The following is a 25,252-nucleotide window of genomic DNA, read 5'->3' on the forward strand; positions in this document are numbered from 1 at the left end:
AGGCCATGACCTGCCGGGCCGATTCCGTGGCGCGGTTTCCGTTACACCTCTCGTGACACTGCTGCCGCGTCGCGGTCCAGGAACTGCCGAGCCCCGCGCAGCGGAGTGCGTAGTTGCCGTTGGGTCAGCCGGCTGTCGAGGCGCACGTCGAGGGCTCCGGGAATGGTGCTCTCGGCTCGAAGGCCAGTGGGCAACCGGGAGGCGTCGAGACCGTCGCGCCGTGCGATGAGGACGCCGAGTTCGTGGCGGCTCAGGGCATCGGCTCCCGCGACATGGTGGATTCCCGCAGCACCGCTCAGCGCCAGTTCCAGCAGGGCGGCGGCCAGGTCTGAGACGTGGACCGGACACCGAATGTCGTCGGTGAACAGGGCTCCGTCGACCGTGCCCGCGGCGAGTTGGTGGACCAGGCGCTCGTGCACAGAACGTCCGTGGCCGATGATCAGTGAGGTGCGGACGACGGCGGCTTTCGGGTGCACCGCGAGGACGCCAGTCTCCGCGGCTGCCTTGGCTGCGCCGTACGGGGTGACGGGGTCCGGGAGACTGGACTCGTCGTAGTGGACGCGGCCGGAGCCGGAGAACACCGCGTCGGTGGACATGTGGACCATGCGGATGTCGCGCTTCGCCGCCACTATGGCGAGCTGGAGAGGGCCTTCTGCCGTAACCGCCCAGTCGGCCCCGCCGCTCGATGCGTTGACGACGACGCGCGGGTTCACCTCGGCCATGACGGAGTCCAGGCTTCCCGCGTCCCGCAGATCGAGGGGGCGCCACGCGCTCGGGGAGGCAGTGCCCGCCTTGGTCGCGTACGTCGCGACCGTCGAGTGTCCCGCCGCTCTTGCCTGCCGGACCAGCTCAGACCCCAGGAAGCCCGACCCACCAACGATCAGAATTGTCATGTGCGTAACCGTAGTCCCGTAGGCCCCACGACGACGGCGGCCACTCGGTGTTCGGGTGACCGCCGTCATCGTCTGGCCGGGCGGGAAACGGCTACGTCTGCGGCTGCCAGACGTAGCGAACATCGGGCTCGTGCTCGTCGTTGCGCTGACCGTCGGTGCGCTCGGCCTCGGTGAAGCCGTGCCGCTGGTAGAAGCGCCGGGCCGGGCCATTGACCTGGAACGTCCACAGCGACAGGCCGTCAGGCTGCTGCTGCTTGGCCAGGGCCATGAACCGGTCACCGAGGCCCCGTCCGCGCCAATCCGGGTCGAGGTAGAGCTGCTTCAGTTCCTCTCCCTTGAGCACCAAGAGGCCCACCACGCTGTTCCCGGTGACGGCGACCCAGGTCTCGTACTGCGGCACGAGTACACGGGCGAACCAGTCCCGCACGTCGCGCTCGTCGTGTGCACAGTGCACGGTCGGCAGCGCCGCGGCGTAGGAGCGCAGCCACACATCGGCCGCGGCGCGTGCGTCGGCGTCGCGGGCCCGGCGGAGGAGGACTTCGTCGCTGGTCATGGCGCGGCGCGGTTCTACTTCCCCGGACGCCCGAGCTGGCGAACGGTCCATCCCGCCGCCCGCCAAGGCTTGGGGTCGAGAGTGGTCCGGCAGTCGACAAGCAAAGGGTTGGCCGGGCGGTCCACCAAGGAATGGGGGACCGCCTGCCGGTACTCGGGCCACTCGGTGGCCAGGACGACGAGGTCCGCGCCGTCGAGGGAGGCGGCCAGGTCGTCGGTGTAGTCCAGCTCCGGGTTGCGGACCATCGCAGTGGGCACGGCCTGCGGGTCGTGGACAGTGACCACACCGCCGGCCTGCTGGAGTGCCTGGCAGAGGGCAAGGGCGGGCGAATCGCGCACGTCGTTGGTGCCGGGTTTGAACGCGGCGCCCCACACGGTGACCCGGGCGCCCTTAATGGGGCGATCGCCCAAGGCGCGGGTGATGAGCCCGAGGGCGACGTCCGTGCGGTGCTCGTTGATCTCCTCGGCGGCGCGCAGGAGGGTCGCGGCCTGTTCGGCACCGAGCTGCCGGGCGGATGCCGTGAATGCCCGGACGTCCTTGGGGAGGCAGCCACCGCCGTAGCCGATGCCGGGCCGCATACCGCCGGCACCGATACGGGGGTCGATGCCGAGGATGTCCACGATCTCGGAGACGTCGCCGCCCGCAGCCTCGCACATGTCGGCGACGGCGTTGATGTAGCTGATCTTCAAGCCCAAGAACGTGTTCGCGGCGCCCTTGGCCAGCTCGGCGGTCTGCGGGTCGGTGACGAAGATCGGCACGCCCGCATCAATGATCCCGGCGTACACCGCACGGATCGCCTTCTCACCCTCCGCGGTGGAGACGCCAGCGATGAGCCGGTCCGGGCGAAGGGTGTCTTCGACCGCGTGACCTTCGCGCAGGAACTCCGGATTCCATACGACGTCGACCCGATCACCTGCGGGGGCCAGGCGCTGCGCGAGAGCAGTTACCTGGATGGTGGTGCCGACGGTGACCGTGGACTTCCCGACGATCGTGCACGCACGGTCGAGGTGAGGAGCGAGCTGACGGATCGCGCCGAAGACCTGTGCGGTGTCGTAGGAGCGGCCGTCAGCGTCGATGGGAGTGCCGACGCCGATGAAGTGCAGCTCCGCGAAGTCGGCGGCCTCTCGGATGTCAGTGGTGAAGCGCAGACGCCCGCTCTGGGTATGGCGGGCGAGCAGTTCCGGCAGGCCGATCTCGTAGATGGGGCATTCGCCGGCGTTGAGCCGATCAACCTTGGCCTGGTCGACGTCCACGCCGATGACATCGTGGCCGAGCTCGGCCATCGCCGCAGCGTGCGGGATGCCGAGGTGCCCGCAGCCGATCACGGAAACACGCATTGCAGGTCGTCCTTGTCCTGTCGGGGGCACACCGACGTCGGTGTGCCCCAAGACGCTATCGGTTGGTGAGCAAGGCCCAAGTCGGCCTGCTCGTGGGTTCGTTGGAGTGTTCGATCGGGTGACGTGAGTCCGGTCGGGGAGTCGACGGTTCAGCTCACGGTGCCCAGCACGCCGGACAGCGCGGTGGTCAGGAACTCGATGTCCTGGTCCGTCGACGTCAGCGGGGGCGCGACGACGAACCCCTCGCTCTTGGGCTCCCCGACGCCGGTGAACGGGTAGAAGAACACCCCTCGCTCCTCCACGGCCTGCAACACCGGCCAGAGCTGTCCCGGGGTGACCTCCACCCCGTAGAGGAAGCCCCGCCCACGGACGTCCTGCACCGGCCCGATGCCGTTCAGCGACGTCAGGGCCTCCCCGAGGCGTTCGCCGCGCGCCGCGAAGGCGGCGAAGTCCATCCCCTCCAGTTCGTCCAGGACGCCCAGGCACGCGGCCGCCATGAGGGGATGGCTGGCCATGGTGCCCATCGCGGGCAGCGGGTCGGCGTCCTCATGCCGTACCCACCGGGCCATCTCGGGTGACACCAGCACCGCGCCGACGCTTGTGTATCCGGCACCCAGCCCCTTGGAGAGGATCACCATGTCGGGCTCGCAGCCGTCCCAATGGTGGCTGGCGAGCGGCGTCCCGGTGCGCCACATCCCGGTCAGCACCTCGTCGTGGATCACCAGGACGTCCCGCTCCCGGCAGATCTCCGAGACCCGCCGTAGATAGCCGTCGGGCGGCACGAAGGCACCGCCCGTGGTCCCGTTGATGGGCTCGATCAGCACTGCGGCGACGTTCTCGGCCCCGCGGCGGTCGATCTCCCTCGCGATCTCGTCGGCGCACGAGGCGTCACAGTCGCGGTCCGAGTGGGCGTGCGTCGGCGGGTAGGGCGCCGGGAACCCGGGGCCGAGGCCGAGCGCGTCCTCTGGGCGAGGCCTGCGGGCATGGTTGCCGGCCAGGGCGAGAGTGAGCGCCGACATCCCGTGGTAGCTCAGGGTGGAGGTCAGGATGTCCCCGCGCAGCTTCCCGTCGCGTACCCGGGTGATGTTCCGCGCCAGGCCCACGGCCACCTCCACGCCGAGCGTCCCGCACGTGGTCAGCGCTACGGAGTCATCGGGTCGGCCCACAGCGCGGCACAGACGATCCATCAATTCCATTTGAATGTGGGGCTGGACGACGGCGGCGCCGCCGAAGGAGTAGCGGAAGAACTGCCTTTCGAACCTGGCGTGAACCTTGGGGCTGCTCTGGCCCACGTTGGTGCAGAGCAGCCCACTCGATCCGTCGAAGATCCGGGCGCCGCCCGCAAGGTGCAGCCATGGGCCCTGTGTGCCCACAACCTCGAAGTCCGGCATGGGCCTGGATGACGTCAGCAACCGCTCACGGTTCTGTGCGTACCGATCCACTCGGGGGAGTCCCTTCTCGGGTGTGCTCACGGAAGGGGCCGCGCACGAGCGCCGTGCGCGGCCCCGGGGAACCGATCGGTCAGGCGGCAGGCTGGGCGACGGGGACGTCCACCCCGAGCTGGTGGCACAGCTCGATGAGCGTGGGGATGGCCTCGGCCTTCACGATCACGTCACCGTCCTGCGGGCCCTCCAGCGGATAGGGCATGTACTTGCCGAACTCCTCCAGACCCTCGGTGTCGACGTAGAAGACCTTCATCCCGCGCTCGCGGGCCCGCTTCTCGACCGACCGCCGGTCGGCGTGCAGGCCGACGACCAGGAGCGCCTTCGCCTCGGGGTGGAACGGCACGGGCGGGATCTTCTGGTCGTAGCGGCGCACGAAGCACTCTTCGAGCCCGGCCCGCGCGGCGAGCAGGTCGAAGTTGTGCTGGAGCACGGGGCCGACGAAGTGTCCGGCGTCGTGCAGGGCCTTGAGCGCGTGGTGAGCGGCCGTCGGCTGTGCGAGGAAGCTGACGCGGAACATCGTGACCAGCTCGTCCGCCTTCGCCGTGGCGTCGAGCAGCATCTCCCGCACGAGCGTGTCCTTCTTCGGGCTCAGGACGAACGGGTGCGTCTGCTTCATGACGTTGTCGGTCCGCTCGGTGACCCGGTACGCCTGGTGTAAGAAGTGCAGCGGCGGCACCCCGGCCTCCACGCTCGTGCCGCACCCGATCTCGACCTGGAACGGCAGGAAGTTCTTCAGCTCGCTCAGGTCGTCGGCGTAGGTCGGGTTGCCGCGCTCGTCCTTAATGCGGATGCCGCCCGCCAGGACGTTCCACGGCATCTGTCGCACGTTGCGGGTCACCGTGAAGTCCTCGGAGAGGAACATGACGTCGAGCGAGCAGAACCCGGCCGGTGTCTCCCGCGAGGCTCGCTCGTCCTGCGGGTGCGTGTCGTACGGGGTGACGGTGACCCGCAGGTCGCCCTTCGACCACATGGCGTCGTCCACCTGCCGCCAGCCGCCCTCGATGAGCCAGAAGCGCACGTTGCTGCGGTACTCGTCGATCTCGGCCTTCGGGCCGAGCACCGACGTGTACAGGTACAGGTCCGCGAGAACGAGCCGCGGCACCGGGAACGTGTAGTCGAGGTCGTACCGGTATCGGTAGTGCACGATGCGACGGCGGCCCTGCTCGTCCTCGGACCAGCCGGACTGGACGGCGTTCGCCGGGTCCTGCGTCCGGCGCCAGATACCTTCCTCGATCGCCCGGGGCCGTTCGTGCCCGGCGCCGGCGAAGTGCTTCTCCCAGGTGGCCACCTGGGGGTCATCGAGCTGTTCGATCACGGGATAGGGAAAGAACATCTCGTCCTCCTAGTGAGCGACGTTGGCGTAGCGCGTGCTTCCCGGCCTGGCGCGGCTGCCATTGCGCTGCAACGCGGTGAACTGCATGTGCGTCGCGTGGCCGTGCTCGGACGGGAAGTCGGAGCCCGCCCCGTCCTGCGCCATGAGGCAAGACGTGCCCGGCAGCAGGCCGGGGCGGGAGTCTGGGGTGCGACGTTGGCTGTTCGAGAACACCACCGGCACGACGGCCGTAGGGCTCTGCTAGCAGGACATGCAAACGCCTTGCAGGATCTGCAAGGGGTCGCTTGCCCGAAACGTCAGCGTGAGGTTCGGGGGCCGCTGTTCCGCGGTCGACGCGAGGAGCCCCGCCGGTTGCCGCCCCGAGGTCGGAACGTCACGCCGGATTCGTACAGGCGCTGGTGGACATAGCCGTACGACCGTCCCGATTCCTCTGCGAGAGCACGGATCGACGCGCCGGCGTCGTACTTCTTCCGTAACTCCGAGGTGACGCGGTCCTGCTGCTCGGGCTGGAGCCTCCTACGGGGCTCTGGCCATGTGAAGTCGTCAGACACCTGCTTCTATCTCCTCTGCGAGGTTGATGACGGTGACGCCGCGCAGCTCACGGACGAGCTGGGACGCCAGAACCCACGGGGTGTACCGCCGCTCTCGGTACGAGAGGGGGACGTCGTCCTCTCCCTCTTTCGTCTCGATGGGCTCGGGGGGCTGCAGACCCCTGCTCTGGTAGTACGTGCCGAGCACGCCGTACAAGCGGGGAACCCGGGCACGGAGGGCGACGACGCCCTCCCTCAAGAGGTGGCCGCACCGTTCGGTCGCGATAGCCGCGTGCTGCAAGCAGAGCGGTGGCTGAGCGGTTCGGTAGCCCTCCACCCACTCAGCCGACGTGGCGTCGGGCGGTGGCGAGGCGAGAAAGAGGTACCCCAGGGACGTCCGGCTGGATTGCTGGACGCACCCCTGGCACAGCAGTTGCTCCATGCACTCCCGCTGGCGGGCCGGATGCACGTCCCTCCAGCGGGGCTTACCCAGAACCGCGTTGCCGTCGCGGTTCTGGGAGCAGCGGGCCCAGAGGACGCCCCGGTCGTCCCGGTCGCCCGGTCCTTCATCCGTGTAGAACAGGCCGCCCTTCGGGCCGGGCCTCGCGCCCAGCGTCGACGCCAGGGCGGCTTCCTCGCCGTGGCGGGCAGTGATGTACGGAACGAAGGGGTGAGCCACCGTCCTGCTCATGCCGACACACCGGCGAGGGGGCGGTGGGGCGCGATGATCTGCCCGTTCGGCAGCAGCTCGCCGGTGTCCTCGAAGAGCAGGACCCCGTTGCACAGGAGGCCCCAGCCCTGTTCCGGGTGGGACGCCACGGGGCGCGCTGCCTCCCGGTCGGCGGAGTCAGCTGTGGGGCAGGTGGGCTCATGTTGGCACATATTCATCCTCTTCAGACAGACCTCCTCCACCAGCCCGTCGGGGGTACAGCTCGGGCTGATGGAGGAGGCGCTAGGGGCCGCAAGGGGCGGTTACGGGGGAGTGGTACTCCGAGGCTGCTCGGCGTTCCGCAGCGGCTTCGGCCTCAGCGATGCAGTGGTCGGCGCCGCCGTAGAAACGGGCCCGATCGCTGGCCGTGATCCGGAAAGGAAGGCGTTCGCCCCATTCCACGACCCAGTTGTTCCGCCGCTCGCCCGGAGGCGACACGAGGCGGATGCGCACGTTGGGGAACCCGGGGATCTCCAAGAGGGCGTCCCGGATCGACAGGGCCACTTCCACGGGCCCTGCGTCCATGCAGCCGCCGCGGCGCCGGCCGCCGACGGGCACGGCCAGGAGCGGCGCGCGGAAGACGCGAACGGCAACGCTGGAGTCCAGGAGGTGGCGGTCGTGCAGGCGGGGCGCGACGAACTCGAAGTCGTACGCCGTCCTGGCGTGGGACAGCGTGACGGGCAGCGCACCGGCTCCCTGCGTCTGGGAAGCGAAGTGCGATTTCATGCCTCATCACCGGCCAGGAGTGCCGCGCGATCCAGCACGTCTTCGGCAATCACGTCTTGATCGAGAATGTCCTGCGCGGCCAGAGCGACGCGCCGTAGGTGCCCCAGACCGTCTTCGCCTTGTGTGGGCAGCGCCTCCGCCAAGGCCTCACAGGCACGGAGGACGGCGTCGGCGACCTTGCCCTGGGGCCGGTTGTGCGTCTCCTGCATCACGAGGTCCACGAGCTGGGCGGCGGCGCTTCGCAGCCGCAGAGACAGTGGGGCGATCATGTGGGCGGCAGGTGCGCGTTCCCCAAGCGCTGTGTCGATGTCGTCCTCGATGTGGGCGAGGGCGATCATGTCGATGGCGACGGATTCCTTCAGCGCAGCCACGAGCCGTTCCAGGAGGTACGTGTCGCCGACCGGCTCGGCTCTCTCGACCGCGGCGTCTCGTAAGGGTGTCCGCTGAGCGAGGCCGGTCGCGGCAGTCATTGGCTCCTCCGCGGAGTCGTGGGGATGGTGAAGGTGCACCAGGTCTTGGTTCCGTCGGGACTCACGCCGCACAGGGTGGACAGCGCGTTGACGATGAACAGGCCGCGGCCGTTCTCGTCGTACGGGTCTGCTTCGTTGACGTGCGCTCGGTTGGGGGAACCGTCGTCCACTTCGAGCGCGAGTACGTTTGCGGCGAGGAGGAACCGGAAGGCGACCCGGTCACCCTTGCCGTGTAACAGCGCGTTGGTGACGAGTTCGCTGATCACACTTTCTGCGTCTTCGATCAGGCTGGGGAAACCCCAGTGACGCAGCTTGGCCGTGCTGATCCGACGGAGGCGGCCGACCCACTGGCCCTCGCGTTTGTCGATGGCCTCGCCTTCGGCCCTGGGGTCACGCTTGATGCTGAGGACTAGGTCGTCCCATACGGCCCCGGGTACAAGCCCTAGGTCTTCGACTGTTCCGACGATCACGGTGTTGCCTCCCAGTGAGCCGGCCCGCGTCGACCGGTCGGCCGCCTCACTGCGTCACCACGTTCTCGGCGTGCACCAGGGCGACGAATCCGCCGTGCGTGGCGAACCAGTTCAGCTCCGTCTCGTACCCGTCGAGCTGCGGGCTGACGGTGACTCGGGTCACCGCCACGACTCCGTCGATGAACCCGCTCTTGACCTGCTGCTTTATCTGCAACCAGCCGTAGCGGTCCTCGGGGGCGGTCAAGCTGAGGCAGTCGGTGAAGGTCTGCGCACGGCCAACCTGCCACTCCATCCGCTCCGCGAACTCTCGGGCAGCGGCCAAGGAGCGGTCCGGGCTCTGTCCGTTCACCGTGCGGGCATACAGAGCGATTCGAGGAACACGACCGCTGGCCCTCAACGCTTCGAGTCGTCGCCCCATGTGCTCTCTGCGGAGCTTCATGAGGTGGATGTTCCGGTCCGGTGAGACGCGTGGGGCGTCGGGGCGGAACATCCGGTCGCGTTCGTTCTCGCGGTCCATCCAATCGGTGGAGGCGCTGGAGGTTCGGGTGGTGCTCTGGCTCGTCATCAGCGGCCTCGGCTTCGTCGGAGGGGGGCAGCGGAGGCCCGCCCCCACGGGGGTGGGAGGGCGGACCTCCGCCGGGCCAGCGACCCGGCCCGTACGACGGCGCACGTAACTGTGCGTCACAAATGATCATGACCTGATGGACAGTCACGTCCGCCAGGGACTAGCTTGCTCCCATCGAGCGCCGATGCGCAATATCGAGCATGGAACTGCTGTATCGACAGAACACTTGTCTTATCGCCAACGCTCCCCGCGACTGACAGAATGCTCCTCATGACTCAGAAGAAGCTCCCTCCGCCTGTCATGAGGCGTCGCGTAGGTGGCTTGCTGCGCGATTACCGCGAACAGACCGACCTGGGTCCCGGCGTAGCCGCCAAGCGGCTCGGTTGGGACTCCACGCGGCAGGGACGTATCGAGCGGGGCATCTATCGAGTCTCCGAGGACGACATCCGCCGGATGCTGGAGTTGTACGGCATCAACGGGGATGAGGAGGCTGTTCGAGAGATGGCCGCAGCCTCCAACGAGTCGGCGAAGGCTGGCTGGTGGGGCTCGTACATCGGCCAAGTCTCCGATGCGCTGCTTGACTTCGTCATCCTTGAGTCGAAGTCGAAGAAGATCCGGGTCCAGCACCCGGCGATCATCCCGGGCCTACTTCAGGCGCCGGGATACGTCAGGGAGATCTTCAACAGCCCGCTCCACCCGGACAACCGCGAGCTGTCAGACATGCTGAGCGCGATCCGGATGGCTCGCCAAGAAGTGCTGCACCGCCCCGGAAGTCCGGTCCAACTCCACGCGCTAATCTCCGAAGCCGCTCTCCTGCACCGCTTCCCCAAGGCCCCGGGGGTGATGAAGGAGCAACTGCGCAAGCTGGCCGACGATACCGAGCGGTCCAACATCACCATCCAGATCGTCCCCGTGGACGTCCCCGCCTACGCGGCTGCGAACCAGGCCATGACCATCTTGGACTTCCGTCATCCCTGGCCCACAGTCGTCTCGATCGACAGCTCCTTGGGTGGCAACTTCCTGGAGCAGCCGGCCGAAGTGAACGACCTTGCGGTCGTGTTCGACAAGATCGCCGAGCTGGCACTTCCCGCGGATCAGTCGCGGGATCGCATCAACGCTCACCTTGAGGAGAACTTTTAATGACCGGCTACACCCGCACCGATGAGAAGACTGGCCTGACCTGGCGAAAGTCGTCCTACAGTGGTGGGGAGCAAGGACAGTGCGTGGAGGTCGCCGAAACGCCCAGCGTGATCCACGTTCGGGACTCCAAGAACCCTGACGGTCCCTCGTTGGCCCTCACCCCTGCTGGCTTCAACGCCTTCACTCAGTTCGCATCCAAGTTCGAGGTCTGATCCAGGCGCAGAGCGGCGAGGCCCGTCTCCCCCATCCAAGCTGGGGGAGACGGGCCTCGCCGTACTTCTGGCCCCCTGGGGGTGAGGGCAGAGTACCCCGGGAGATCGCTTCGCCCGGTGAAAGTGGAGTCACGTACCGGATCAAACGTCGTTTGCACATGTTGCAAACCGCGCTCGCGTAGCGCTCCGGAGGTTCTACGGTGAGCGAGCGCACATGTCGGGCCCTCGGGCGGGAGAAGCCGGATGAACACGGTTCGTCTCTGGGTATCCGAAGAGGCCCGCTCCTGTGTCGAGGGGCAGGACCCGGGCGGTCTGATTCGGCTCGGCCGTAGGGGGCGCGGTTGGCGCCTGGAAGACCTCGGCGCCCGCATCGGCTGCTCGGCCGCCACCGTCTCCCGGCTGGAGCGGAGAGGCAGGAAGGCCGACTTCGACCTGATCATGAGCGCCGCCAGGGCCGTAGGTATTCCGACACACGTCTTAGCTGCGTCTCTCGGCTTAACCAGCGTCCCACCGAATAGAGTTGCGCCGGATGGGCCACGTTGTGCCGAGGAGGATGACCCGATGCGTCGCCGCACGTTGCTCACCGCTGCTGGTCTGGCGGTTCCCGCCTCCCTCTTGGCGGGGGTTAGCGACGCGCTCGCGAGTGTTCCTGACCCCACGGGGTCGTCCGTACCACTCGACTCACGGCTCGCAGCGGCCCGCGGGCTCTTCGACGCCGGACAGAACTGCAAGTTGCTGCGCGTCCTGCCCGGCCTCCTTGCCGACGCGAACCACGCCGCTTCCCCCGCGCACGAGGAGATCGCGCTCGCCCGCCTCTCAACCGCATACAGCCTGGCGAGCAGGGTGTTGACCAAGGTCGGCAACTACGGCAACTCCCGACTCGCCGCAGACCGGGCGACGCTGTACGCGGAGTGGTCCGGATCGCCGCTCGCCGCCGCCGCTGCGGCCCGGGAGCTCAGCATCGTGCTCCGCCACCAGGAGCAGCCGACCGCGGCCGAACGTCACATCCTCGATGCCGTGGCCAAGGTGGAGGCGACCGGACTGCACACGGACGCGCAGCGCTCGGCGTACGCCCAGATGCTGTGCACGACGTCGTACACCGCGGCCCGCGCGGACCAGCGCGACCAGGCGCTCACGATGATTCGGGAAGCCGCGCAGGCCGCCCGCAACCTGCCTGTGGTCGCCCCGGAGGGGCGCTTGTTCCCCATCACCTCGGCCGCCGTCGACCTATACGCCGTCGGTGTCCACTGGGCCCTTGGGGACGCGGGCGCCGCGCTCGAAGCCGGCCGCGACCTCCGCGAGGGGCAGTTCACGACCGTCGAGCGCAAGGGGCGGATGCACACCGACCTGGGGCGGGCATGGTGGCAGTGGGGCAAGGCGGAGCAGACAGCCGCCGAGCTGCTGTGCGCAGTGCGCGTCTCCCCGGGCGAGGTTCGTGACCGGCCCGCGATCCGGCAGATCGTCAGCGACCTCCAGTCCCGTCACTCGCGAGTGACGGGCGTGCGAGAGCTGGTAGCGGCTGTGGGCTCGGCAGCCTGACAGATCCTCCACTACGTCTCAGCGAGCCTCTGCCCGAGCGTGTCGCATGGGCTCGCGGGTACGAGGATGGAGAATCTGAGTCTGCGCACTTTATCCCGCAAATATTCCTTTTGCCCTAAAAGGGATGCGTGCGTATCTAATCGGACCCGCGCCGAAGATATGCATTCTGTGGTTTTGTCGACAAAGGGTTATCTCTTCTTTGGCTTCTTGAATGGGGCGCTGTTTCTAACAGTCCGTTCATCCGTATTGAAGAGGGCTTTCAGTACCGGCACCCATCGTTCGGGGAGGGCCTGGCGCCCCCTCTCGACATCGCAATAGGTGCTGACCGCGACCTTCAGGGCCTGCGCCACCTGGGTCTGGGTGAAGCCCAGGAGTCGCCGGAGTACCCTCAACGTGTCGTCAGGGTCTGCGAGTTCAACAAGATCCAGCGGGCTGACGCCCAGGCGTGTGGCCAGCCGGGGAAGGTACCGTGGACCCGGTCGCTGATTTGCCGCCTCCCACATGGCGACTGTGCTGCGAGAGCATCCCACCTCTTCTGCCAATACCTGTTGGGGGATTCCGCGGGCCTGCCGCAACTCGGCGACCAGCCACCCCCGCAGACGCCATCCGTCTGCCCCCGTGCGCATGGCGCCGCACTCTACTCGCCCCGATACGAAATTTTTTGACGATCAGTAATCGACGGCGTACTGTCCAGAAACATTCGGGCCTATCGCGGGGAAGGTCGATCTGGGGATGAGTGTGCTCAAGACGGTTGTGTGGAAGGTTCTCAACCTGCCGGAGCCACGCAAGGACACACCAGCCCCCCAACCGGAACCGCCCCAGCAGCGGACCACGCCGTCGGCCGGTGCCGCGCAGTGGGTGGCTGCGGGCAAGCGGGTGCAGGCCGAACGTAACGGGCAGGGCAAGCCGCCGGTTGCGACCGAATCCACGCAAGCGCGAACGCCGGTGACCCCATGGGCGCTCCAGGAGGAAAAGAGCGGCACGAGGGCGTTGGTCACCGCAGGGCGGATCGCGCTGTGGGCGGTAGTTGCCCTGGCCGCGATCACCGGCGTGAGGTCGTGGTTCTGGCCGAGCGAGCCCGCGCCCGCTCCGGCGCCGAAGGTGCAGCAGGGCCCCACCTACCCCGTGCAGGACGCCCAATCGATTGCCGCCCGCTTCGCATACTCCTATCTGACGTGGGATGAGGCGAAGCCGGACGAGCGGGCCAAGGCTCTGGCGCGGGACATGCCCAAGGGCGTGGACACCACTGCGGGCTGGAACTCCAAGGGGCAGCAGTCCGTACTCATTGCCCAGCCGGGCCAAGTGGCTGAACTCGGCAACCAGCGGGCGCGGGTGCACGTGGACGTGCTGGTCAACACGCCAGGCGAGACGACTGACAAGAAGAAGACCCAGCCGGCCGTGCAGAAGTGGATTGGACTGGAGGTTCCCGTCCTCTACACCTCCGGTCGGATCGTTGTCACCGGTGAGCCGGGCATCGTAGGCGTCCCCACCTCCGGCCCGTCGGTCACCGACCAGAACGCGGCCGACAGTGACGTCGAGTTGTCCGCCCAGACCAAGAGCACCGTGGACACGTTCTTCACCGAGTACGCCAAGGGTGAGGCCGACAGCGTGACCGCTCCAGGCGCAAGCGTTCCGCCGCTGCCCGCCGGTATGACGCTGATGGACGTCCAGAGCTGGAACGTCGACCAGGGCAAGGGAACTGACCGCACTGGTACCGCTGTCGTCCGCTGGCAGATCGGTGACGCGGAGCTGGAGCAGACCTACCGGGTCGAGCTGACCCGGGTTGCTTCGGCCGCTGCCGAACGCTGGCAGGTGGCGGAAGTCCACGGCGGAGCGTCCTGAAGCTCCGCCCGCACGAACCGAACGAGGGGATACGAGGCATGACCGAGGGCGTCAACTTGGCGTTGACTTCCGGTGCAGACCTGAAGACGTGGGTCTTCCTGATCGCCGGAAACATCTTCCTGATCATTCTGGTGGTCCGGGCGATCGGCCATTACGCGAAGCGTGAGTGGGGCGAGCTGATCGGCCACGTCATCACCGGCATCCTGGTGGCGGGCTTCGTGTTCGCCACCGACACCACCAAGACGATGTTCGTGGAAATCTTCAACAAGGTCGCGGGCACGTGAGTCGGGTCGGACACACCTACACCCGGCACTTCGATCTTGAAACGCGTCAGCACGAGATTTTCGGCATGGACCTGGGCGAAGGCCCGTCCCGCCGGATGCTCGTGACCGGCGTAGTGATCTACGCACTGTGGACCGGGACTCTGCTGGCCCTGTTCGGACTGCCCAGTCAGCTGACGTTCACGCTGTACTTCGCGCCGCCAGCGGTAGTCACGTTCTATGGCGCTCAGCGCAGCCGGAGAAACGAACGCAGGTGGAACCTCACCCAGTGGGCGCTGTGGGTGCGCTACCTGACGGTCGGACACCGGCCGGTCATCAACGGCGGCCGCCGCGCGGCAGAGCGCAACGAGTGGATGCCGATGCGGGCCCGCCTCGGTGAGCGGGCCGAGACGTTTGTAGAGCTTCCCGGCATGGGGGTCTTCGAGAGCGCCCTCGGCAAGGACGCGCCCAGGCCGACCGCCGGCCGCAGCGTTCCGTTCGACACCAAGACCCGGTTGTACGGGCCAGACGTGGTGTACCGGGCCCGAAAGCGCACCGGCGGCAAGAAGTAACAAGAGGGGTACGGGGATGAAGATCGCGAAGGCAGTCGGGCGTTTCCTCGGAGTCGCGGGCGACCGGTCGGCACCGCCACCGCGCTACGTGGCTCTGGCGGACGGAGTCGTGGTGACGGAGACTCACGCGGAGGCGTGGTACGTCCTGTCCAGCAGCAACACAGACCTGATGTCCGAGAGCGCGCGAGACGCCGAGCACGACCAGGCGTCCAGTGCGCTCGCGCGCATCCTTGCAGGGCACGAGTGCCACCTGCGGATTCTGTGGAGCCCCCTCAACGCGGAGGACTACCGCGTGGAGGCAGAGGAACTATTCACCGCCGGTGACTTCCAGTCGTGGGCGGACGCGCGTGTCGAGCGGTTGAACGATCTCGCTCTGTCAAGCCGCCAGTTGCTGCTGGGCGTGCGCATCCAGGAGCGTTCCGGTCAGGCCCAGGCCCGCGGCCGTAGCGGTCTGCAGGATGCCCTAGGCATCAAGTCGACGGGCATTCCACAGCGTGAACTTGCTCGGCTCGACGCGCTCGCGCGACGGCTGGGCCGACAGCTGGAGACGACGCCGTGGCGGGCCAAGCCGGCGCCGGTCGAGGTCCTGGCTTGGATGATCGCCCGCGAACAGCACCGGGTCACCGCACTGCCCAGCGCCAATTCCGCAGGGGTGATCTCCGGTGCGAAGCTGGCCGCTCTCACCCGTGGCCGTGTCGTCCCCTACCCGGACCACGTACGAGTGATCGACTCGCACGGTGAAGTCGCGTCCTGGACCAGCGTCCTGACGATGGACGCCTTCCCGGAGGAGATGGAGAGCCCCGGGCCGGGGGAGTGGTTGCGGACCGTCAGCGAGATCACGTACGTCCCCGAGTACGACGAGGAGGGCGTCGACCCGGATGTCCAGATCCTCCCCGTCAACCCGGAACCCAGCGTCCGCTTCAAGGTGCTGCACCGCCGCGACGCACTGAAGATCACCGAGGAAACTCGGCGCCTGGCCAAGGAACAGGGCGACTCGGCCGCCCAGCACTCCGCCGGGACGCCCGCAGCCGACATCATCGAGACCGAAGAGACCATGACCCAGCTCGCGCGCGACATGAAGCGCGAGGACGTCACCCTGATGGAGGACCACCCTCGGTTGGTCGTCTCCAGCGACGTCTCCCTGGACGACCTGCGGTCGAAGATCGACGCCGTGGTCACCCACTTCGGCGGACTCGGCATCGAGGTGTCCGTCGCCAGCGAGGAGCAGAAGGAACTCTGGCTGGAGACGCTGCCCGGCGACAAGGTCCGTGTCCCTGATCTCAACCACATCCGCACCGTCGGCGCGTTCGCCGGAAGCTGGTTCTGGGGCGGCGCAAGTGTCGGAGACGACACCGGCCCCGTCATCGGCTACCTCACCGGCTCCACCCCCGGGCTGGTCCGCAACGACCTGACCGGCGGCAGCCAGCGGGGCGACGCGACCACCACCGCTTTCATCGGCAGGTCCGGCCGAGGCAAGACGACCGCGATGATGATGAGCTTGCTGGACTCGGCGTTCCGCGGCAGCTTCGTCCTGGCGCTCGATTTCAAGGGCGACATGGGTGGCCTGGTTGGCGCCGGCCGTCGGTACGGCCTGAACGCGCACCTGGTCGAGACGGGCAGTCAGTTTGCCGGTGTCGCTGACCTATTCACGCTTCTGACCGGCGAGAGTGCCGAGCGGGCGCAGACCGAGGTCCCCGCTCAGCTGGGCATCGCCCTGCCTCAGCACCTGCGGATGCGCGGTGCTGAGACGCCGATCCAGTCGGCCGTCAACGAGGTGATCGCCGCCGGTGACCCGCAGGTGTGGAAGGTCATCGAGTACCTGCGGCAGTCCTCCGACGACCTGGCGAAGGAGGCCGGAGAGGCGCTGTACGAACTCGCGCAGACGGGACTCGGCGCCCCGTTCATGGGCAAGCCGTCCGGCAGCGCGTTCATGCGTCCCGAGCCCGGCATCTGGGTGGTGCAGATCCCCGGAATCTCGCTTCCCGCCCCGGACGACGACCGCGAGGACTGGTCTGTGCACCAGCGGCTCAGTGTGGCCCTGGTCCACTCGATGCTCGCGTTCGGCATCTCGATGGCAGGCCGCAAGGACCTGCGAGGCCTTCGTAAGGCGATCGCCGTCCCCGAGGTGCACGTCCTGACCGCGACCCGCGAAGGCAGTTCCTTCTTGCAGTACATCGCGCGAGTCGGCCGCGCGTTGCAGACCGCTCTCGTCATCGACACCCAGGACCCGGAATCGCTGGCGAAGCTGACCGGCTTGATAGAGCAGATCACCACCATGTTCGGTTTCCAGCTCACGAGCGCTGAGCAACAGGACGCGCTCGCCGCCCTGCTCGACTTGCCGGTAGGCGACCACACGCGGGCCCTGATCCAGGCCATCGGCGTGGACTACGACCAAGAGATCCGGCATGGTCACGCGATCATGCGCGACCGCAGGTTCCAGTCCGCCACCGTCCAGTTCGACGTCCCGTCGCTGGAGCTGCTGGAGCTGCTGAGCACGACACCGAAGGTCGACACCCATGGGACCAACCTGACCAAGGAACCGCAGGGGGTAGGGGTATGAAGCGCGCCGTGACCGTCGCCGCCGTGGCGGCTGCCGTACTCGTCGCCGGATGCTCATCGAAGGACGACGGGGAGAAGGGCAGCACCGGCGGAGGCAGCGCCGCCGACGCCACGAAGGCCGCCGTGCTGGCCGCTCAGAAGTACCAGAACGCCGTCAACGACGAGGACTGGGCCACGGCGTGCGGGCTCCGCACGGAGCGGTACCGGCACGGCTCGGTCAAGGAGTGCGTCGCCAACAACGAGCCGAAGGCCACGAGCCCGGAACCGACGCCGACCGACAGCGAGAGCGAATTTCCGCCGCTGCGTCGGGCGGACGGCTCCGTCGTCCCCGGCAAGTCCACGCCGAGCGCCAGTGGCCCTGATCGGGCGGAGACAGGGGAGGTCAAGGCCAGCGCGCCGCAAGACGTCCCCGCGGCAGGTGACCACCCGGCCGGCACGGGCGTGCGCGTCGAGTACACCGTCACCTGGCCCGACTCCACTACCACTAGCCGCAAGGCCCTGCGCGTCGTCCGGCAGGGCGACGCCTGGCTGATCGACCAGTCCGAGGACATCGCGGAGTCGGACGAAACCCATGGCAACCCTGTCCGCGACGCGCTGACGAGGGGATGAAGCAGTGACCAGCCTTGAACGCAAGACCTACCGGTTCAGCGTGCTGAAGCTGCTGATCCGGCTGCAGAACTTCCGTCTGCCCCGCAAGCGGAACATCCTGATCCCGGTCCTGGGGATCTACGTCACGCTGCTGGTGACCGCGCAGTCGGCATGGGCAGCGGACTACACGCCGGTTGGTATTGGCGACCTCCTCCCCTCAGTCTCGATCCCCTACACCAAGGGGCAGGGCACCCTCTACGAGGAGTACGGCAACCCGCTGCTCTACACGGTCACCGACGACTACGGCATGTGGGACGTCATGGACCCGATGCTGGAGATCCCGGCCATCATCTGCATGGGGCTCACTGCGGTGGTCGGTTCGGCCGCGGTCACCATCGTGCAGTGGATCTTCAACGTCACGACGATCCCGCCGTTGGAAAGCGCCATCACCGATTCTGTGGGCGGTGCCGCCAAGACGCTCACCGAGACGCTGCTGCCGTCCGCGATGGTGATCGGCGCGCTGGTGGCATGGGCCAACCACCGCAAGGCCAGTGGATCGAGCCTGTCACAGCTGGGCTGGGTAGCCGTGTCCACCGTCTTTTCGATCTCCCTGCTGATGTCGCCTCAGACGTGGGTCAACGGCATCGACTCCGTCCGCAATGTCGGTTCCAGCGTGGCCATGAACGCGACCAGCGCCGGCCTGGGCGACGGCACCAAGGAGCCCATCGACCTCGGTCACAAGACCACGTACGGCAACAACGAGCGCGACAACATGCTGCGGAAGTCGTCCGACGCGGTCTGGCGGACGTACGTCGTCACGCCGTGGTGCGTGGTGGAGTTCGGCAGCTTGGAGGCATGCAAGGACAAGGGGAAGGAGTTCCTGGACCAGGGCATGGACAAGGACAAGCGCAAGGAGTGGCTGGACGACCACGCGGGCGGCGACGACATCGGCGGTGCCAGCAACACGTGGGTCGACGGACACAATCCGGTGGGCCGCATGATGGTCGCCATCCCCGCGTTGATCTGTGTCGTGCTCTTTGCCGCCCTGGTCCTGATGCTGGCGTTCGCGAGTCTGGCGTCACTGATCGGCGCCCTCATGATGCTGCTGTCCGGAGTGATCTTCGCTTGCCTCTGGATCATCCCGGGCCGCCCCAGGATGTGGGGCACCCGCTGGTTCGACTTCCTTCTCGGCTACACGCTGCAGAGCGGCATCGCGACGATGACCCTGGGCGGCGTCCTGGTCGTGACCACCGCATCCACCCGGATGATGGGCGAGTACGGGTACGCAGCGGCCGCCGGTATCTCCATCGCCACCGCGGTTGTCGCCTTCAAGTTCCGGGGCGTCCTGGAGTCGATCGTCGGAGTCACCGGCCTGACCAGCCCAGCCGCCGCCGTCGGCGGACTGTTGGCCGCCCGCGCTGCAGGCAAGGCCGGATGGGGCATGACCAAGGCACTCGGCCAGGGCCTCGGCAGCATGCGATTCCCCCGCATGCCCCGATTCCCCCGTCGCAGCCCCGGAGGCGGCGGCGGTCGAGGCGGCAACCCGACTCCGCAGCTTCCGCCGGGCGGTACTCCCGGAGCACTGTCCGGTTCCCGGCGCCCCATGCCGCCCCTGCCCTCCGGTCAGAGTGCGGGCGCCGCGCTGCCAGGCAGCAGCAGCCGTAGGGAAGTTGGCCCCCTCACCAGCCGCCCCGAGCTGCCTTCGTCCACCGCCCCGGCCCGCGGACGGTCCGTGGCTGACGGCCCGGCCACGGCCGTCCCGGGTACCCGCCGCCCGGCAGAAGTCGGGGGCTCAGTGCCCCGCCAGGCGCTGCCCGCCGGAAGCGGCTCTGCCCAGTCGGCGACCCAGCCCGCATCGGGCAACGCGAACCGCCCGGCCACGGGAGCGGCTAGCCGCCCGTCGCCGACGCTCCGCACCGAGAACGGCGGTGCTAGCTACACCTTCCGGCAGGGACCGAAGACCGGCACCTCCGCACCGAAGGTGATCCCGCACAAGGTGGTCCGATCGACACCCAACCGGCCCGGCGGGTCCACCGGACCCAACCCGAGCCGGCCGGAGGCCCGCACCCGCACCCGCACCCGCGGAAGCGGGCGCGGTCTGGCCGTGCCCACCATGACGCGCCGCAACGGGGGGAGGAACTAAATGACCAGCGACGACAAGCGCCCGCGCAGCCCGGCGGAGTTCCGCGAGCTGCTGCGGGAGGTGTACGAGCCCCCCGAGGTAGAGGAGGAGGGCAAGCGCCGTCACCGGCGCCGTGCCCGCCGCCAGGCCCGCCGCGACGCGAAGCAGAACCGCAAGTCCACGGTCAAGCAGGTGCTGGAGGAGGAGCGGGCCAAGGAGCCCATGAACCCGGCCGGTGCCGCCGTAATCATCGTTGTGATCCTGGTCGTGGGGTTCGGCGCCACGAAGTGGATTCTCGGTGACGAGAAATCGCAGGACACCGTAAGCGTCGCCCCGAGCTCGACCGCTGCCGGTCCAGCCGCCGGCAGCAGTACGACGCCCAGCGCCACGCCGAGCGTGTCCGCCTCGCCCTCGGCCTCCGTGCCGCCGGTGGACCTGAGTTCGCCGGAGAAGACCGCGGAGGGTTGGGCCCGGGTCTACATGACCCGCAATCCGCCGGTCGACAAGGAGCACGAGAGCGTTGTCGAGCGTGCGGCGCCCTGGATGACCGAGGCCCTGGCCCGGAACCTGGCGGGCAACGAAGACAGCCTGTGGAACAACCTGATCTCCAACGGAGGGGTGTCGACCGTCACCACGGTCGACGTGAGCAAGGCCGACGAGAAGCTGGGCATCGACACCCCGCTCAGGGCCTGGCGGGAGGTCACGGTCAAGACGGCCATCGAGGGCTACAAGAAGTACGACAAGACCTATGTCTTCCAGGCGGAGATGACGCGCGACGACGACGAGTGGCGTGTGTCGAGGGTGCTGGGGGTCTGACGTGAATTCGCGCCAGGCCGCCATGATGGCCACGGGGGTGGCGCGTCGAGGGGCAGCCCTGAAGCTCGCTGTTCCCGCGAGTCTCCTCTTCTTCGCCTTCCTTATAGGACTCGGGATCGTCGGCGGTATCTCCGGCAGCTCCCAGGCGTCCGCCGCGTCCTGCGGCGGCGCCGGGCTGCCCGATGCCCAGTACGAGAACGACGACGAGAGTAATGGAGGCGGCACCGACAGCACTGATGGACTCCATGCACAGCAGATCAAGAACGCCAAGATCATCGACTCGGAGGCGATAAAGGCCAAACTCTCCGGCAGGGCAACTCTCATCGCTTTGATGACGGGCCTTCAGGAGTCGACTCTCCTGAACCTGGACCACGGGGATAGGGACAGCGTCGGTGTCTTCCAGCAACGTCCGTCCACGGGCTGGGGCAGCAAGGAACAGATCATGGACGTGCACTATGCGGCCAGGATGTTCTTCCTCGGCGGGGACGGAGGCGACCCGCCGGGTCTCACCGACATAAAGGGCTGGGAGACCAAAGACCTGGGAGCCGCTGCCCAAGCGGTACAGCGCTCGGCAGCCCCCACGCTCTATGCGGGCCAGGAGTCCGAGGCACGTCGGATCGCCAAGGAAGCCGGGATCAACCTCACCCGCGTCGGCAAGGCGAACGCCCAACCGACCGACACCCCGTCAGGCGGTACGTCCGCCCCGTCCGGCGCCCCGAGTGGGGCCCCCACCGAGCGGTGCGAGAACGAGGGGGGCCAGCAGGACACCCCCGCCAAGCCGGGCACCGCATTCCACGACGGTGATGCGAGCTGGCCGGCCGAGGTGAAGAACCCCCGGTCCACCGCTGACGCCGTGGCCTGGGCCCGACGGGAGGCCGAAAGTGGTTCCACTGAGTGGTACCGCAGGTGCCTGGCCTTCGTGGCGATTGCCAACGGTTGGAGCTTTTCTGGTACCAACTACGCGATAGACCACTATTGGGAAATGCCCTCCCGGATGAGGCACAACCGGGATCGCAACCCCCCGGTGGGCGCCCTCATGTACTGGAGCACCGACAGCCGGGCCGGGCACGTCGCGATCTACGTCGGCAACGGAGAGATCGCGTCCAACGACATCCGCGAGCCCGGCCGGATCTCGATCGTCCCGGCCACCGACATTGAGTCGAAATGGGGTGCTACGTACCAGGGTTGGGCACCCCCGTACTTCCCCAAGGGCGGATAAGACGTGGCATGTCAGTGCGTTTTGAGATCATCTAGAGCTGAGCAAAGGAGACGGGTGTGGCTGATCGGCTGATCCTGGTTGACGACCTGGACGAGGAGAGCATCAAGGGCGTTGAGCGGATCGATTTCATGTGGCGGGGGACGGAGTACGAGATCGATCTCAACCCGGAGCACCTGGCGGAGTACGACGAAGTCCTTGCTCCGCTGCTGAAGGTGGCCCGGGTGAAGCAGGGCGCCGGCCGCAAGGGACGGAAGGCGGCGAAGCCTAAGTCCGAGACGGCGGCTGAGACCAAGAAGGTCCGCGACTGGGCCAAGGCGAACGGGCACGAAGTGCCCGACCGCGGCCCGGTTCCGGCGGCGGTCCGCGAGGCGTACGCCCGCGCTCAGGCCGAACCGGAGAGGACCGTACCGCCGCAGGGGCAGCAGGAGACCGCCGCTGGAACCGCGACCCAGCACCCCTATGCCGGTCGCTGACCAGGAGGGGGCTAGCCGGACCTCCGTGTTCTGGCTGCCCCTGACGGAAGAGGCGGAGAAGGACCTGCTCGAACAGGCGGCCTGCTACGTCTGGCTCAACCTCACCACGGGGGAGTTGTCCGTCGCCGCGACCGACGAGTTTGCGGACAGCCCCCCGTGGCTGGTTGCCACGTGCTGGATGCTTCGCTGGCCCATCGCTCCGCTACCAGCGGACCGGGCCAACAAACTGTTGGACGAGATCGCCCCCCACACTCAACGCTTGATCGACGCCACCAGCACCGAACTGCCTGACCGAAAACGGCCGGGGACGGTTCTGTACTACGGCGCCGGGCCCGCGCTCGACGCCATCCAGAGACGCTGTGCCGCCACATGGACCGACCCGGACCGGCTGCACACGGACCAGCAGTAAGGAAAACGTCGATGCCTGTTGTGACTGACCATGACACCGTCCCCCTGACGCCCGTTTACACCATCATCATCAGCGAAAACGACGAGGCCAGCGTCGACGGGCATCCAGTGGACAAGCTCCCGGGGCAGGACGGCCGCGCGGCCGCCCTCGCGAACATCCAGGAGCGGGCGGCCCGGCTCGACCGCCCAGTTCGCGTCAACGCGAAGGAACCGGACGGCAGCACCTGGCCGTTGATTGTCGACTACGACGGCGAAGTGACCCCGCTCGACCACCCTCACCCGACGGCGCCGCCCGCTGCACGGCAAGCACCCGTGCAGCCTCCGGCACCCGTCGCCCCCGTGCACCTGCCCCCGCCCACCGGCGAGCCGGTCATCCCCAGCCCCGCACCAGCCGCTGGCGACGTCGACTGGATGGCGCCCTTGCCCCCCGAGTACCAGGAGATGCTGGACGCGGTGAAGGGAGCTGAGGAGGCGGGCAACCTCGCGGCCGCCGAGGTTGCCGCCCAGGATCTCGAAGACGCACTGGAGGACGCGTTCGGACCCGCACACCCCTACACCGTGAACGTGGTCGCGGTCCGCGCCATCTTCGCGGCACGTCGAGCAGCGTGGGCCACCGGCCTGGAACTGCACATGCGGGCTGCCTGGCTCCGGCACGACCAACAGGCTCCCCGCGAGGAAACGCTGAGGCTGGCCCGCAACGCACACTTCTGCTGGAAGCACCTGGTCGCGCCGTGCCGGAAGCACCCTGGGACGCATGACCCGGCGGAAGCCCAGCGGCGGGTTCAGGACCTCCTTCGCGTGCTCCGGCACGTGGGCGTCGAGCCGATCATCGTCACCACAACCGAGGAGTGGGCGGCGAAGCTGCTGCCCGTCGCTTTCTGACGCACCACCACGAGACGGGGGACACGGGATGGCGACTCGCGTCGGAGCCGGTCAGTCGGCCCAGCATGAGTACGAGCGGCGACGTCGGGCCTGGCGGACTGCCGCAAAGAGGCGGTTCCTCATCGGCTTGCCCGTCGTGCTCGCTCTCGCCGCGGTGTTGGAGTGGTGGATTGGCTGGCAGGGCGTCGGCATCCCGCTGTTCGGCCACATCGCGGCGGCCGCCGTGGTCGTCGCGTGGTGCGGGACGTTCACCACCCCCCAGCACGTACGGGCCTGGCGGTCCGGCGCAGAAGGAGAGCGCCGGACCGCGCGGATGCTCGCCCCGCTGGCCCGCCGAGGCGCGGTCATCCTCCACGACCGCGCACTCGGCAAGGTCGCGAACCTGGACCATCTCGCCATCGGCCACTGGGGCATTGCCTGCATCAACACCAAGAACTGGCAGGCACGCGGGGCGCGAGTCGCCGTCAGCCCCGACGGTGGAACCCTGTGGTATGGCGCCCACGCCCAGAACCGCGAGGTGGCGAAAGCCCGAGGGGAGGCGAGGCAGGCCGCCGCAGCCCTCCGGCGCCCGCTGGACGGGCTGCCGGTCGAGGTGCGGCCGATCATCGCCGTCCACGGGGCTCGGGTCGGCCGTCGCGGCATCGTCGTCTTCGACGGCGTGGTGGTGATCGAGGCCCGGCGCCTTCGCGGCCACCTGCGCAAGCAGCGTCGCGTCCTCTCGCCGGCCGAGGTCGCCCAGGCCGGGCAGGCAGCCGACCAGGCCCTTCCCCCGAAGGAATAGAACGTCGCTTCGCCAGGAAGTCGAACAAAATATGCCAATGGCCCGGGAGGTTACCCGGGCCATTGGCATATGGGTTTCCTGGACGGTTTAATAGGTGTATGCCAGCAACGTTGCGCGTCACCGTCCACATGTCCGAGGATCTTGCGACACGGATCAGCAGTACCGCCCGGTCATATCGGCTGGCTGAAAAAACCTGGCGTCGCCTTTCTCTGCTAAACGCCAGGGATTCCCGAGAGCGCAAGAAGATTCGAGTAGAGGCGGAATTGCGTCGTAAGGCGGAGTGGCCGACAGAGGACCATCTTGTCGAAGCCTGCGTCCGTGGCCGCATGGCGCAGCCGGACCTTGCCCGCGACTGGCGTCCGCTGACAGTGGAGGAGAAGGCCGAGCTGTCATTGCCCGGCATGTGGCCCGGGTCGGAGCGGCCGGGGGAGAACTTCGGGACCCCCTTCGCCTGCACGCTTGACTACGACCTGGTCTGGCAGGCGCGGACGGCCGCATGGCGCATCAGTGAGCCGTGGATCGAGGAGATCCTGAGCCAGGGGCTGGGAAACCTGCGCGGACTCACCGAGGAGCAGCGCGACCGGCGGGCCGCCCTCGGTGCCCATGTGATCACCTTTGGTGCCATCGTCCGGCAAGGGATCGCGGACCACTGGCCCACCAAGGGGGTTTCTCAAACTGAATCGCGAAATGGTTCTGATCAATAACGTTATTTAGATCCTTCATATCCGTCGTTCCTTTTCTCTGGCGCCTTCCTGGCCGATTGTCGATTCTGCTTGCAAAGCGTTTCCGGTACTGCTATCCATGAAAT

29 protein-coding genes are annotated in these 25,252 nt (G+C 67.8%); 16 read left to right on the forward strand and 13 right to left on the reverse strand.

The annotated features are described in order from the left end of the window. Nucleotides 1-41: 41 nt before the first annotated feature. The 12 genes from ACFV6V_RS24705 to ACFV6V_RS24760 form a co-directional block, all read right to left on the reverse strand. Nucleotides 42-893 carry an SDR family oxidoreductase gene (locus tag ACFV6V_RS24705; protein WP_385568807.1) on the reverse strand — a complete coding sequence of 284 codons (852 nt, stop codon included), beginning with the start codon at nt 891-893 and terminating at the stop codon, nt 42-44. 91 nt (nt 894-984) lie between these two features. After that, nucleotides 985-1,446 carry a GNAT family N-acetyltransferase gene (locus tag ACFV6V_RS24710; protein ID WP_385568810.1) on the reverse strand — a complete coding sequence of 154 codons (462 nt, stop codon included), beginning with the start codon at nt 1,444-1,446 and terminating at the stop codon, nt 985-987. Between the two features lie 14 nt (nt 1,447-1,460). Then, entirely contained in the window at nt 1,461-2,783 is a 1,323-nt protein-coding gene (locus tag ACFV6V_RS24715; protein ID WP_385568813.1) for a UDP-glucose dehydrogenase family protein, read from the reverse strand. A gap of 149 nt (nt 2,784-2,932) precedes the next feature. Beyond that, entirely contained in the window at nt 2,933-4,225 is a 1,293-nt protein-coding gene (locus ACFV6V_RS24720; RefSeq protein ID WP_385568815.1) for an aminotransferase class III-fold pyridoxal phosphate-dependent enzyme, read from the reverse strand. Nucleotides 4,226-4,304: 79 nt separating this feature from the next. After that, nucleotides 4,305-5,561 carry a hypothetical protein gene (locus ACFV6V_RS24725; protein WP_385568818.1) on the reverse strand — a complete coding sequence of 419 codons (1,257 nt, stop codon included), beginning with the start codon at nt 5,559-5,561 and terminating at the stop codon, nt 4,305-4,307. 296 nt (nt 5,562-5,857) lie between these two features. Beyond that, nucleotides 5,858-6,112 carry a helix-turn-helix domain-containing protein gene (locus tag ACFV6V_RS24730; RefSeq protein WP_385568820.1) on the reverse strand — a complete coding sequence of 85 codons (255 nt, stop codon included), beginning with the start codon at nt 6,110-6,112 and terminating at the stop codon, nt 5,858-5,860. Further along, a complete protein-coding gene (locus tag ACFV6V_RS24735) occupies nt 6,105-6,782 on the reverse strand; it encodes a hypothetical protein (RefSeq protein ID WP_385568823.1) in 678 nt (225 codons plus the stop codon). The genes ACFV6V_RS24730 and ACFV6V_RS24735 overlap by 8 nt, the downstream gene beginning before the upstream one ends. Continuing rightward, on the reverse strand, nt 6,779-6,973 hold the full coding sequence (locus tag ACFV6V_RS24740) for a DUF5999 family protein (RefSeq protein WP_385568825.1): 195 nt from the start codon (nt 6,971-6,973) through the stop codon (nt 6,779-6,781). Before ACFV6V_RS24740 ends, ACFV6V_RS24735 begins: the two co-directional genes overlap by 4 nt. Nucleotides 6,974-7,043: 70 nt before the next feature. Then, nucleotides 7,044-7,526, reverse strand: coding sequence for a DUF6302 family protein (locus ACFV6V_RS24745; RefSeq protein ID WP_385568827.1), 483 nt, complete (start codon nt 7,524-7,526; stop codon nt 7,044-7,046). Next, the gene (locus ACFV6V_RS24750) at nt 7,523-7,996 is read right to left on the reverse strand and encodes a DUF6415 family natural product biosynthesis protein (protein WP_385568829.1); all 474 of its coding nucleotides are present in this window, start codon (nt 7,994-7,996) and stop codon (nt 7,523-7,525) included. Before ACFV6V_RS24750 ends, ACFV6V_RS24745 begins: the two co-directional genes overlap by 4 nt. Next, entirely contained in the window at nt 7,993-8,466 is a 474-nt protein-coding gene (locus ACFV6V_RS24755) for an ATP-binding protein (protein ID WP_385568831.1), read from the reverse strand. The genes ACFV6V_RS24750 and ACFV6V_RS24755 overlap by 4 nt, the downstream gene beginning before the upstream one ends. A 46-nt stretch (nt 8,467-8,512) precedes the next feature. Next, complete coding sequence (locus tag ACFV6V_RS24760) at nt 8,513-9,031, reverse strand: hypothetical protein (RefSeq protein ID WP_385568833.1); 519 nt, start codon at nt 9,029-9,031, stop codon at nt 8,513-8,515. A gap of 270 nt (nt 9,032-9,301) precedes the next feature. On the opposite strand from ACFV6V_RS24760, the gene ACFV6V_RS24765 reads away from it, so the two are divergent. From ACFV6V_RS24765 to ACFV6V_RS24775, 3 genes are all read left to right on the forward strand, one after another. Beyond that, nucleotides 9,302-10,171 (forward strand): helix-turn-helix domain-containing protein, encoded by an 870-nt coding sequence (locus ACFV6V_RS24765; protein ID WP_385568835.1) that lies wholly within the window; start codon nt 9,302-9,304, stop codon nt 10,169-10,171. Continuing rightward, entirely contained in the window at nt 10,171-10,383 is a 213-nt protein-coding gene (locus tag ACFV6V_RS24770) for a DUF397 domain-containing protein (RefSeq protein WP_385568838.1), read from the forward strand. Before ACFV6V_RS24765 ends, ACFV6V_RS24770 begins: the two co-directional genes overlap by 1 nt. 243 nt (nt 10,384-10,626) lie before the next feature. Further along, entirely contained in the window at nt 10,627-11,922 is a 1,296-nt protein-coding gene (locus ACFV6V_RS24775; protein WP_385568841.1) for a helix-turn-helix domain-containing protein, read from the forward strand. A 188-nt stretch (nt 11,923-12,110) separates the two neighbouring features. On the opposite strand, the gene ACFV6V_RS24780 is transcribed toward ACFV6V_RS24775, so the two are convergent. Next, a complete protein-coding gene (locus ACFV6V_RS24780) occupies nt 12,111-12,548 on the reverse strand; it encodes a helix-turn-helix domain-containing protein (protein ID WP_385568843.1) in 438 nt (145 codons plus the stop codon). Nucleotides 12,549-12,654: 106 nt separating this feature from the next. Between ACFV6V_RS24780 and ACFV6V_RS24785 the strand changes: the two genes are divergently transcribed. The 13 genes from ACFV6V_RS24785 (at nt 12,655) to ACFV6V_RS24845 (ending at nt 25,148) form a co-directional block, all read left to right on the forward strand. After that, a complete protein-coding gene (locus tag ACFV6V_RS24785) occupies nt 12,655-13,764 on the forward strand; it encodes a conjugal transfer protein (protein ID WP_385568846.1) in 1,110 nt (369 codons plus the stop codon). Between the two features lie 38 nt (nt 13,765-13,802). Further along, nucleotides 13,803-14,048: a hypothetical protein gene (locus ACFV6V_RS24790; protein WP_385568848.1), complete on the forward strand. Its 246-nt coding sequence runs from the start codon at nt 13,803-13,805 to the stop codon at nt 14,046-14,048. Further along, entirely contained in the window at nt 14,045-14,596 is a 552-nt protein-coding gene (locus ACFV6V_RS24795; RefSeq protein ID WP_385568851.1) for a hypothetical protein, read from the forward strand. The genes ACFV6V_RS24790 and ACFV6V_RS24795 overlap by 4 nt, the downstream gene beginning before the upstream one ends. Before the next feature lie 16 nt (nt 14,597-14,612). Then, nucleotides 14,613-17,156, forward strand: coding sequence for an ATP-binding protein (locus ACFV6V_RS24800; protein WP_385568854.1), 2,544 nt, complete (start codon nt 14,613-14,615; stop codon nt 17,154-17,156). Next, nucleotides 17,153-17,764, forward strand: coding sequence for a hypothetical protein (locus tag ACFV6V_RS24805; RefSeq protein ID WP_385568856.1), 612 nt, complete (start codon nt 17,153-17,155; stop codon nt 17,762-17,764). The genes ACFV6V_RS24800 and ACFV6V_RS24805 overlap by 4 nt, the downstream gene beginning before the upstream one ends. Nucleotides 17,765-17,768: 4 nt before the next feature. Further along, on the forward strand, nt 17,769-19,886 hold the full coding sequence (locus tag ACFV6V_RS24810) for a hypothetical protein (protein ID WP_385568859.1): 2,118 nt from the start codon (nt 17,769-17,771) through the stop codon (nt 19,884-19,886). Then, complete coding sequence (locus tag ACFV6V_RS24815) at nt 19,887-20,681, forward strand: hypothetical protein (RefSeq protein WP_385568861.1); 795 nt, start codon at nt 19,887-19,889, stop codon at nt 20,679-20,681. Nucleotide 20,682: 1 nt separating this feature from the next. Continuing rightward, nucleotides 20,683-21,900, forward strand: coding sequence for a peptidase M23 (locus tag ACFV6V_RS24820; protein ID WP_385568864.1), 1,218 nt, complete (start codon nt 20,683-20,685; stop codon nt 21,898-21,900). A gap of 56 nt (nt 21,901-21,956) precedes the next feature. Beyond that, entirely contained in the window at nt 21,957-22,373 is a 417-nt protein-coding gene (locus ACFV6V_RS24825; RefSeq protein ID WP_385568866.1) for an Lsr2 family protein, read from the forward strand. A 25-nt stretch (nt 22,374-22,398) separates the two neighbouring features. Beyond that, nucleotides 22,399-22,782, forward strand: coding sequence for a hypothetical protein (locus ACFV6V_RS24830; protein ID WP_385568869.1), 384 nt, complete (start codon nt 22,399-22,401; stop codon nt 22,780-22,782). 11 nt (nt 22,783-22,793) lie between these two features. Then, complete coding sequence (locus tag ACFV6V_RS24835; protein ID WP_385568871.1) at nt 22,794-23,663, forward strand: hypothetical protein; 870 nt, start codon at nt 22,794-22,796, stop codon at nt 23,661-23,663. Nucleotides 23,664-23,691: 28 nt separating this feature from the next. Next, nucleotides 23,692-24,444, forward strand: coding sequence for a nuclease-related domain-containing protein (locus tag ACFV6V_RS24840; protein ID WP_385568874.1), 753 nt, complete (start codon nt 23,692-23,694; stop codon nt 24,442-24,444). A gap of 98 nt (nt 24,445-24,542) precedes the next feature. Next, nucleotides 24,543-25,148 carry a hypothetical protein gene (locus ACFV6V_RS24845; protein ID WP_385568876.1) on the forward strand — a complete coding sequence of 202 codons (606 nt, stop codon included), beginning with the start codon at nt 24,543-24,545 and terminating at the stop codon, nt 25,146-25,148. Nucleotides 25,149-25,252 lie beyond the last annotated feature (104 nt).

Origin of the sequence: Streptomyces sp. NPDC059828 (assembly GCF_042731955.1) — a bacterium.
Classification (GTDB): domain Bacteria; phylum Actinomycetota; class Actinomycetes; order Streptomycetales; family Streptomycetaceae; genus Streptomyces.